General features: G+C 53.6%; 1 protein-coding gene. It reads left to right on the top strand.

Features of this window, described 5'->3' with window-relative positions:
* Positions 1-71: 71 nt before the first annotated feature.
* Positions 72-472 (top strand): hypothetical protein (locus ALO64_RS23885; protein ID WP_235804975.1); only part of this gene is annotated, 401 nt, incomplete at its 3' end.

Here is a 472-nt window from a genome sequence, read left to right as displayed (position 1 = left end):
CGTCACTCACCCAGCGGGGAATCACTCCCCTCTCGGGCGGTGTTCTCCGCAATTTTCACTGGAGAAACACCATGAGTACAGCAAGCTTCCGTTTCGGCATGATGGTCGGCACTGCATTGCGTGATTGCATCCGTGCGGTTAACCAAAAGCCAAAACCTGCAACAGTCCATGTGGTAACAGCGCAGTGCAGGGTAATGCCTGAACCTGTGATGACCCACGACGAGTGCGAAAACTACTGCAGCGTGCCAGCCATAGTGCGTCGCAAAGGGATCAATCTTCGTGATTGGTATGATGCTAATACGCAAGAGGCTCAGACCAAACCGGTGAAGAAAGCCCGTAAATCTCGCGCATCGAAGGTGCCCGAGACGTCCAAAAAGCAGAATGCTGAACAGCAGTTAAGGCCCCTGTCATGGGTTCGTTGGACCAGCTCATTGCTTGATACTCCCCCTCCCCGACATGCCCCTCATTCATA

The sequence above is a fragment of the Pseudomonas meliae genome (genome assembly GCF_001400515.1).
GTDB lineage: Bacteria > Pseudomonadota > Gammaproteobacteria > Pseudomonadales > Pseudomonadaceae > Aquipseudomonas > Aquipseudomonas amygdali.
This window is presented reverse-complemented; position numbering and strand designations above follow the sequence as displayed.